This is a genomic window from uncultured Maricaulis sp. (assembly GCF_905480005.1).
Lineage (GTDB): Bacteria > Pseudomonadota > Alphaproteobacteria > Caulobacterales > Maricaulaceae > Maricaulis.
The window spans coordinates 21,288-28,568 of the sequence record NZ_CAJQOO010000001.1; the positions used below are offsets into that span (position 1 = coordinate 21,288).

Below are 7,281 nucleotides of genomic sequence, written 5' to 3' on the forward strand. Positions count from 1 at the left end.
ATGAATGCGATGACCGAAATCCCGATGCGTGAGCATGCGAATGCAGCCGGACTTCTGGTTCAAAAACCCGGGCTTTCCATCCTCATTCCGTTTTATGGCGACGATCCGCGCCCGTTGATCAATGCGCTCGGCCCGATGGCGGAGCGTGCCGATGATTTCGAGATCGTACTCTATGATGATGGTGAGCCGGACCCCGAGCTGAACCGGGCGATCTGCGCGCATACCGACCGTTTCGACCTGCCCATGCGCGTGCTGACAAGCGTGCGGAACCGAGGCCGTGCGGCCGGACGCAATCTGCTGGCAGGCGCGGCCCGCGCAGACTGGTTTCTGTATCTCGACGCCGACATGATCCCGGATGATGGCGCTTTCCTCGAACGCTACCGTCAGGCGATGGCCGACGACGTCGCGGATGCGATCTTCGGCGGCTATGTCACGGCAGACGCTGAACACCCGGATCAGATCCTCCATGCGGCGCTTTCACGGTCGAGCGATCACCACGATGCCACGACGCGCAACGCTGTCGGAGCCACCGCCTTCTGCTCATCCAATGTGCTTGTGCGCGCCAGCGTCATGCGTGCCTGCCCCTTTGATCAGGGCTTCAGCGGCTGGGGGTGGGAGGATACCGACTGGGCCGTCACCGCCAGCAACGGGTTTCATCTGATCCATGTCGACAATCCGGCCCGGCATGGCGGCTTGCAATCCACCGACGAGCTGCTTGCCAAATTCAAGGCCGGCGCCGTCAATTTTCGCCGCCTTCTGGATCGACATCCCGAATTGAGCGGCCTGCCCGGCGCCCGCGCCGCCCGCACCCTCAAAGCCGTTCCGGGTCAGCACTGGCTCCGGGGCTTGTGGGCCTGGACCAGCCGCAACAACGCCCTGCCGCTTCGCCTGCGCACACTGGCCGTCAAACTCTGGCGCGCCAGCTGGACATCGGAGGTTCTGTGATGAACGCCCCCTACACGCCCGCCTCCGGTCTGTTCGCCGGCCTCAATCGTCGCTGGGCGCGGGTCGCTGCGCGCAAGCCGCTGCAATTGCCGTCCGACCGCGCCATCATAACGATCACCTTCGATGATTTCCCGAAATCGGCCGCCTCTACCGGCGCCGCAATACTCGAACGCCATGGCTGGCAAGGCACGTATTATGCGTCCGCTGGCTATGCCGGAGGCCAGACCCATCACGGCGCGATGTTCGATTGTGGCGATTTGCAGCGCCTCGTCGGCGCGGGGCACGAGATCGCCTGCCACACCTACAGCCATCTCGATGCCAGCCAGGTCGGAACCGGCGCGTTTCTCGCCGACATCGCCCGCAATGAACGCGCGCTCAAGGCCATGGGTCTGGAAACCGAGCTGGAAAGCTTCGCCTTTCCCTATGGCGAGGCCAGCCCGGCGACCAAGCGGGCATTGTCCGAACGCTTTTCAAACCTGCGTGGCGTGCAGGCCGACATCAATCGCGGCGCGGCCGACCGCAATCTCCTGAAATCCGTACCGATCGATGGCGGGGATGCCGGCATTGATCGCGCGGTCGAGGCCGCCGTGAGCCTGTCACGCCATACCGGCTGGCTGATCTTCTACGCGCACGACGTCCAGGAAACGCCCACCGAGTGGGGCTGTACACCGGCCCAGCTCGAGCGGGTCTGCCAGGCCATTGCCGACAGCGGCGCCGACGTCCTGACCATGCGTGAAGCGGTGCGTCAGATGGAGGCATCAGCATGAGCGTCTCGGTTATCCTGCCCACTTTTCGCCGCCCGAAAGGTCTGCGCGACGCGCTGGCCAGTCTGATGGCACAAAGCCGCAAGCCGGACGAAATCATCGTCGTTGACAATGATCCGGATGGATCCGCCCGCAATTGTGTCGCCAATGCCCGCGCAGTCGCACGATGTGCCGTCCGCTATGTCCATGAACCGCGCGCCGGCGTCGCCAATGCGCGCAATGCCGGCTGGGCGGCGGCATCGGGGCGCTATATTGCCTTTCTCGATGATGACGAAATTGCCTCGGCGGCCTGGCTGGAATCCCTGATGACGAGCGCCGAGACCCTGGGTGCCAGCGTTGTGTTCGGCCCGCTGCGCGGAGAAGCACTGGATGTGCCGCATGGCGTGCGCGGGGCATTGGCACAGCGTCTCTATTCGCGTCCGGGCGAAAAAACCGATCACGCGCTTGATGCCCCTTTCGGCTGCGGGAATTCCCTGGTCGACCGTGACGCCTTCAATCTGCCGGATGCTCCGTTCGATCCGCGCATGAATGTCAGCGGCGGCGAGGACGACCTGTTCTTTGCCGAACTCGCCCGCCAGGGCGCCCGCTTTGGATGGTCGGCCAAGGCGCACGCCATCGAGACGGTCGATGCCCGGCGGACGAGCTGGCGCTATCTGCTGGCCCGCAGCTTTGCCTTCGGCCAGGGCGCGACCCAGTCGGCGGCCAATGCCCGACCGCGCCGCTGGTCCGGTATTGCCTTCTGGATGTGTGTGGGACTGGGCCAGATGCTGGTCTTCGGCGCCCTCGCAGGCCTGTCCAGCCTGACCCGGTCGCAAGCCGCGGCGAGCTGGCTTGACCGAGCCGTCCAGGGGGCTGGAAAACTGTTCTGGGTCGAGGCTTTCGAACCGCGCTTCTACGGCGAAGCCGCCGCCGCAGACTAGCCGTCCGGTCTTATTTGGTGCGCCGGTCAGCCAGCTTCGCGGCCGTCGCCACCAGGAGAACCCAACCCATCGAGTTCTGCTGCAATAGATTGGATTCCGAGATGCTGACCAGACCGAGCATGGCGAGGAAAGTCAGCGTCCAATAGGTTTCAGGTCCTGTAAACAGGCGCGACAGGGCGCGCAGGAATGCGCGGCCATAAATCAATGCCATCATGATCACGCCGGGAATTCCGACGGCCAGCGCTGTTTCGATCCAGCCATTATGCGCGGTCGGCACCGGCCAGTCCGTGCCCTGACGGACCCAGTAGACCGGCCCGGTCTCATCCGCCCAGAACGCCATATAGCCATAGCCCGTCCACGGCACTTCGCCGACCTGGCGCGAGAGGATCACCCAGATATCGGTTCGCCCCGTCAAGGTCGCATCGCGACCCAGAAGCTCCAGAAACTCGACGGGTGCAATCAACAGGATGAGCGCGCCCGCTGCCGCACCGCTCAGACCCAGAAACAGCACCAGAGAAGCAAAACCGAAACCGCGGCGGCACAGCGCGATCCCGATTGCCCCGCCGGTCCCGAGCAGAAGGGCCAGCAAGGCGGTCTTGGAGGTCGACAATAGAACCAGCGCGCAGCACAGGAGGGCGCCGCACATCCAGATCCAGCGTCGGCGCGAATCCATGTGCAAGGCGGCAAAACAGGCCACCGCGCCCCAGGCCATCATGGCGCCGAGCGTATTCTTCTCCCACCAGACGCCCTTCCAGGCGCCGGCATGGACTTCATGGTCGACGCCGAGGGATGGCATGCCGATCGCCATCAGGGTAGAGAGTACACCCAGACCGATAAAAGTCGCCGCGGTCAGGAGAATGAGCGCTCGCCACGACCAGCGCGCCGCCATCCAGAAGCCGAACAGCGTCGTCATGATCAATGCGACGGCGCGTCGAAGCGTGGTGTCCGGAGCGATCGACCAGATCACGGAAACCGCGGTCAGAAGGACCAGGGCCAGCAGCAACCAATTGCCGGTCAGGGTTCGCATGACCGCCCCCGGCCGCGTGACCGCCAGGCCCAGCGTGATGGCGTAGACCGGCAGCCAGATCAGGCGCAGCACGACGGAACTGTCGGGGTCCGCGGGATCGGCGAAGAGGGGTCCGATCAAGCCCTGGGAAAACAGGAAGAGGCAAAGCAGGGTCAGCCCGCCCTCGATCACGCCCGTGAAGCGAAGGGCCGGAGCCTGACGCCAGGCGGCCAGGAAGGCGGGATCATGACTGGCGGCGAGGCTCATGCCGCGCTCCGCACGCCGCTCCGCATCCGGTTGAGAATGAGGCCGGCCACAACGCCACCGCGCGCTTCAATCGCAGCCCGCCGGGCCTGGATCCCGTCGACGCGGCTGAGCCGGGCGTCGGCAACCAGAATGACGCCGTCCGCATCATCGACCAGCGAGAGCGGCGCCCGCGAATTGCCGGGCGCATCAATGATCGCCAGATCAATGGCGCCGCGGACCGCAGCCCAGTAATCAGGCGCCGCCCGCAAACCTGCCTGCCGGACAGCACCAGGCCGGGCCTGCAACTCGGTCACGAAGAGATTGGGAACAGCCGACTGCCGCGCGATGATGCGGGCCATCTCGCCATCCTGCGTGCTCAGCGACCAGAAAGGCTCGCGCCCGAAGCCGGCATCAAAGGCCTGCCCCTGCACCCGCGCAGCCTCAGCCTGGGCATTGGCGTTGAAATCAAGATCATAAAGCCAGACACCACGCGTGGAGCGCCGGGCTGCCAGACGCGCCAATTCGCGCGCCACTGTCGAGGCTCCGGCGCCGCGGCTGGCGCCCATCACCATGAGGACGCGCCCCGTCCCGCCCGGACGGGCGATAGGTTCGAGCTCATCGATGAGCTGGGAAAGGTCCGCGGTGAGGTTCATGCGACGTCGACGCCCTGAGCGATTCGGTTCGTCAGAGAATGCGAGAAACGAGGTTAACGCCGCGCTTACAGAGAGCGGTCGGCGACATGTGCGAGAACGGGCAGACCGTCAAAGGGGTCATTGGCCGCCACTGGCTGGCTGGGAGCCGGCGGTGCGGCAACTGAAGACGCCGGAGCCATCGGTCGCGGGCGCGGCAAGGCGACGGCGCGCACATAGGTCACCCAATAGCCGCGGATAAGCCCCAGGAAGAGCGCAATGCCAGCCGCCGCCACGAAGGCGCCGATCAGGCCGAGCTTCTTCATGGACTGGCCTTCCATCGGCGGCGTCGCCCGGTCGATCAAGCGGACAGCATCGGCGGCGCCGAGACTTGGTGAACGGCGGGCAGACGCCGTGGCCTCCAGGCCGGCAACCGCAGCCGCGGCTTCTTCAGCGGCCGCAACATTCTGGGCCAGACGCGTATATTCCGGTTCGAGCTGGCGCAGACGACTGATCAGGCTGCGATTGGCACGGGCCTGCTGCTCCAGCGCTGCCGCGAGCGAGGCCTGGGCCTCGGCATTGGCTTCACGGGTCGCCAGATCCGATTCCAGCGCCTGGCGGACCGGATTGGCGCCGGTGCGACGCTGGCCTTCACCCTCCGCGGAACCGGAGGCAATGAAGCTTTCAAGGGCAGCAATCTCGCGTTCAACGGCCTGAACCGCCGGCGCAGTCGGCTGGTAGCGGGACAGCAGGCTGGCGCGTTCAGCGCGTCGGTCCAGCAATACGCCAGACACGCCATTCTCGACGTATAATTCGATACTTTCCGGTATTTGCACGAGGCGTTCGCGCAGGGCCGTTGCGCCGGCCAGCGTCATATCGCGCTCACCACGGGCCTGACTGATCCGCTCGGTCAAATTTCCAACCAGGTTTTCCGCCGTCCCGCGTTCAGCCTCGAAATTTGCGATCTCATTGGCCAGAAGAAAGCTCTCCAGCTCGCCACGCGCGACGCGGACTGCCGTATCAGCCTGCTCGCGGCGGACTTCCAGGCCGGAGAAGCCGGTCTCGAACAGGACCTGTTCGCGATAGGCCAGATAGGCGTCGACAATCGTGTTGAGGATGAGCGCTGAACGCTCCGCAGAGGCCGATTTGAAACTGGCATTGATGGCCGAGGAATTCGGCTCGCGGGACAATTGGAAACCGGCGCGCAATTCCCGCAGGGCCACACCGTCCGCATTCAGCCCGGCGGCCTCGCCAAGCACGACATCGGCGCCCAGAGTTTCCAGCGCCAGACGCCGCACCGCGTCCGAACTCAGCAATTCGCTTTCCGACTGCATGACCTGATCGAGCATGAAGGCGTCACCAACACCGGCCGCTGTTGGTGTCGGATTCGAATCGAGCAGGACGAGAAGCCGCGTCTCGGCCGTATAGCTCGGCTTGAGAAGGGTCATGGAAGCGGCGACGCCCCCTGCGAAAATTACCGCAAAAATCAATGCGATAAAGCCCTTTTGAGACCAGGCAAGGGCGATCACGTCGAACAGGTCGAGCTCCCGCCGAGGGGCATCAATCGTCCCGGCGGTTCCCGCCGAAGCGGAACCTGTATCGTGATATGCGCGCGTCATGTCCCAATAAGAGCCTGCTCGCGCTTAAAAATTTGTTATCCATGCAGCGTGGAGAATGCGGTCTGACAGTCGACCGGAAAGATATTTCATGCGCGCGATCCGAACTGGCCTCTGCGCCGCCGCCCTGCTTGCCATGCCGCTCGCCATAAGTGCCTGCGCCGGCACGCCCTCTGCGCCTTCTGCAGCGGATTGGGGACAACCGCGCTTTGCCGCCTGGCAGGATACCGACCCGGCTTACCGTTTCTTTCCCGGCGACAGTCTCGATGTGACGGTTCATTCGGCCCCCGAACTCTCGCGCACGGTCGCAATCGGCCCCGATGGCCGCGTCTCCCTGCCCTTGCTGGGCAATGTGATGGTCGCGGCCCAGACCGATTACGAGATCGCCAACACGCTCGCCGACGCCTATGCGCGCGATATTCTCGTGTCACCGATCATCGAGGTGCGCCGTGCCGCCCTTGGCCCGCAGAACATCATTGTCGGCGGCGAAGTGAATAATCCCGGCCTGGTCGAGCTGACGGGTCCGGTCGGCGCGCTGGAGGCCATCCTGATGGCCGGCGGCTTCCAGAATTCGGCCGCGCGCGGCGATGTCGTCGTATTGCGACGTCAGCCCGGCGGCGCGCTAATGATGCGCACGGTCAATCTCCATGACGCCCTGCGCGGGCGCCAGGGTGCGGACTCTATCCAGATCCGCCGCCACGACATCATCTTCGTACCCCGCTCAACGGTCGCCGAGGTCAGTGTTTTCGTGGAGCAATACGTCGCTGGCGTCCTGCCGCTTGACCAGGCTTTCTCCTACGCAATCGCGGATGCGATCACGAATAACTGACCGCTCCGGGTCTCGCCGAACGCACCGTCCTCCCGGCCCGCGCCGGGGGTCAAGCTGCGGCGCAACTCACCGGGAGGACTCGCGAGTTGGGCCTGACCTGGACCGTCTTCAGGACGATCCCGACCAGGAATGGGTCAGCTCTCGAGCTTGCGTCTTTCAGGCCGGATGAGCCGACGCGCTCTGCCCGAACACACAAACGCCCGCCATCCATGCGGATCAGCGGGCGCGTGGGTCTTGCTGCCGGCAGATGCCCCCATCCGCCGGCCTGCAATCAGTCGTGTCGATATCGCCTAGTGGCGGGTCGACAGCCATTCGCGGGCCGCACG

The 7,281-nt window shown here is 64.9% G+C and carries 7 protein-coding genes; 4 read left to right on the top strand and 3 right to left on the bottom strand.

The features are described from left to right. From QZ266_RS00090 to QZ266_RS00100, 3 genes are read left to right on the top strand one after another with little or no spacing between them, the layout of a single operon-like run. Positions 1–945, top strand: a complete 945-nt coding sequence (locus QZ266_RS00090) for a glycosyltransferase family A protein (protein ID WP_295690431.1) — start codon at positions 1–3, stop codon at positions 943–945. After that, positions 945–1,712, top strand: coding sequence for a polysaccharide deacetylase family protein (locus tag QZ266_RS00095; protein ID WP_295690433.1), 768 nt, complete (start codon positions 945–947; stop codon positions 1,710–1,712). The genes QZ266_RS00090 and QZ266_RS00095 overlap by 1 nt, the downstream gene beginning before the upstream one ends. Beyond that, a complete protein-coding gene (locus tag QZ266_RS00100) occupies positions 1,709–2,629 on the top strand; it encodes a glycosyltransferase family 2 protein (RefSeq protein ID WP_295690435.1) in 921 nt (306 codons plus the stop codon). Before QZ266_RS00095 ends, QZ266_RS00100 begins: the two co-directional genes overlap by 4 nt. A 10-nt stretch (positions 2,630–2,639) precedes the next feature. Here the strand turns inward: QZ266_RS00100 and QZ266_RS00105 are convergent, their stop codons facing one another. From QZ266_RS00105 to QZ266_RS00115, 3 genes are all read right to left on the bottom strand, one after another. Then, positions 2,640–3,902 carry an O-antigen ligase gene (locus tag QZ266_RS00105; RefSeq protein ID WP_295690436.1) on the bottom strand — a complete coding sequence of 421 codons (1,263 nt, stop codon included), beginning with the start codon at positions 3,900–3,902 and terminating at the stop codon, positions 2,640–2,642. Beyond that, a complete protein-coding gene (locus QZ266_RS00110) occupies positions 3,899–4,534 on the bottom strand; it encodes a hypothetical protein (protein ID WP_295690439.1) in 636 nt (211 codons plus the stop codon). Before QZ266_RS00110 ends, QZ266_RS00105 begins: the two co-directional genes overlap by 4 nt. A 65-nt stretch (positions 4,535–4,599) precedes the next feature. Next, on the bottom strand, positions 4,600–6,129 hold the full coding sequence (locus tag QZ266_RS00115; protein WP_295690441.1) for a Wzz/FepE/Etk N-terminal domain-containing protein: 1,530 nt from the start codon (positions 6,127–6,129) through the stop codon (positions 4,600–4,602). Between the two features lie 88 nt (positions 6,130–6,217). Here QZ266_RS00115 and QZ266_RS00120 point away from each other — a divergent pair, with 88 nt between their 5' ends. Then, complete coding sequence (locus QZ266_RS00120; RefSeq protein ID WP_295690444.1) at positions 6,218–6,955, top strand: polysaccharide biosynthesis/export family protein; 738 nt, start codon at positions 6,218–6,220, stop codon at positions 6,953–6,955. Positions 6,956–7,281: the final 326 nt, after the last annotated feature.

Coding starts and splice junctions, on each gene's coding strand:
- QZ266_RS00100 (WP_295690435.1), top strand. CDS start 1,709: ATGAGCGTCTCGGTTATCCTGCCCACTTTTCGCCGCCCGAAAGGTCTG.
- QZ266_RS00115 (WP_295690441.1), bottom strand. CDS start 6,129: ATGACGCGCGCATATCACGATACAGGTTCCGCTTCGGCGGGAACCGCC.
- QZ266_RS00120 (WP_295690444.1), top strand. CDS start 6,218: ATGCGCGCGATCCGAACTGGCCTCTGCGCCGCCGCCCTGCTTGCCATG.
- QZ266_RS00095 (WP_295690433.1), top strand. CDS start 945: ATGAACGCCCCCTACACGCCCGCCTCCGGTCTGTTCGCCGGCCTCAAT.
- QZ266_RS00105 (WP_295690436.1), bottom strand. CDS start 3,902: ATGAGCCTCGCCGCCAGTCATGATCCCGCCTTCCTGGCCGCCTGGCGT.
- QZ266_RS00090 (WP_295690431.1), top strand. CDS start 1: ATGAATGCGATGACCGAAATCCCGATGCGTGAGCATGCGAATGCAGCC.
- QZ266_RS00110 (WP_295690439.1), bottom strand. CDS start 4,534: ATGAACCTCACCGCGGACCTTTCCCAGCTCATCGATGAGCTCGAACCT.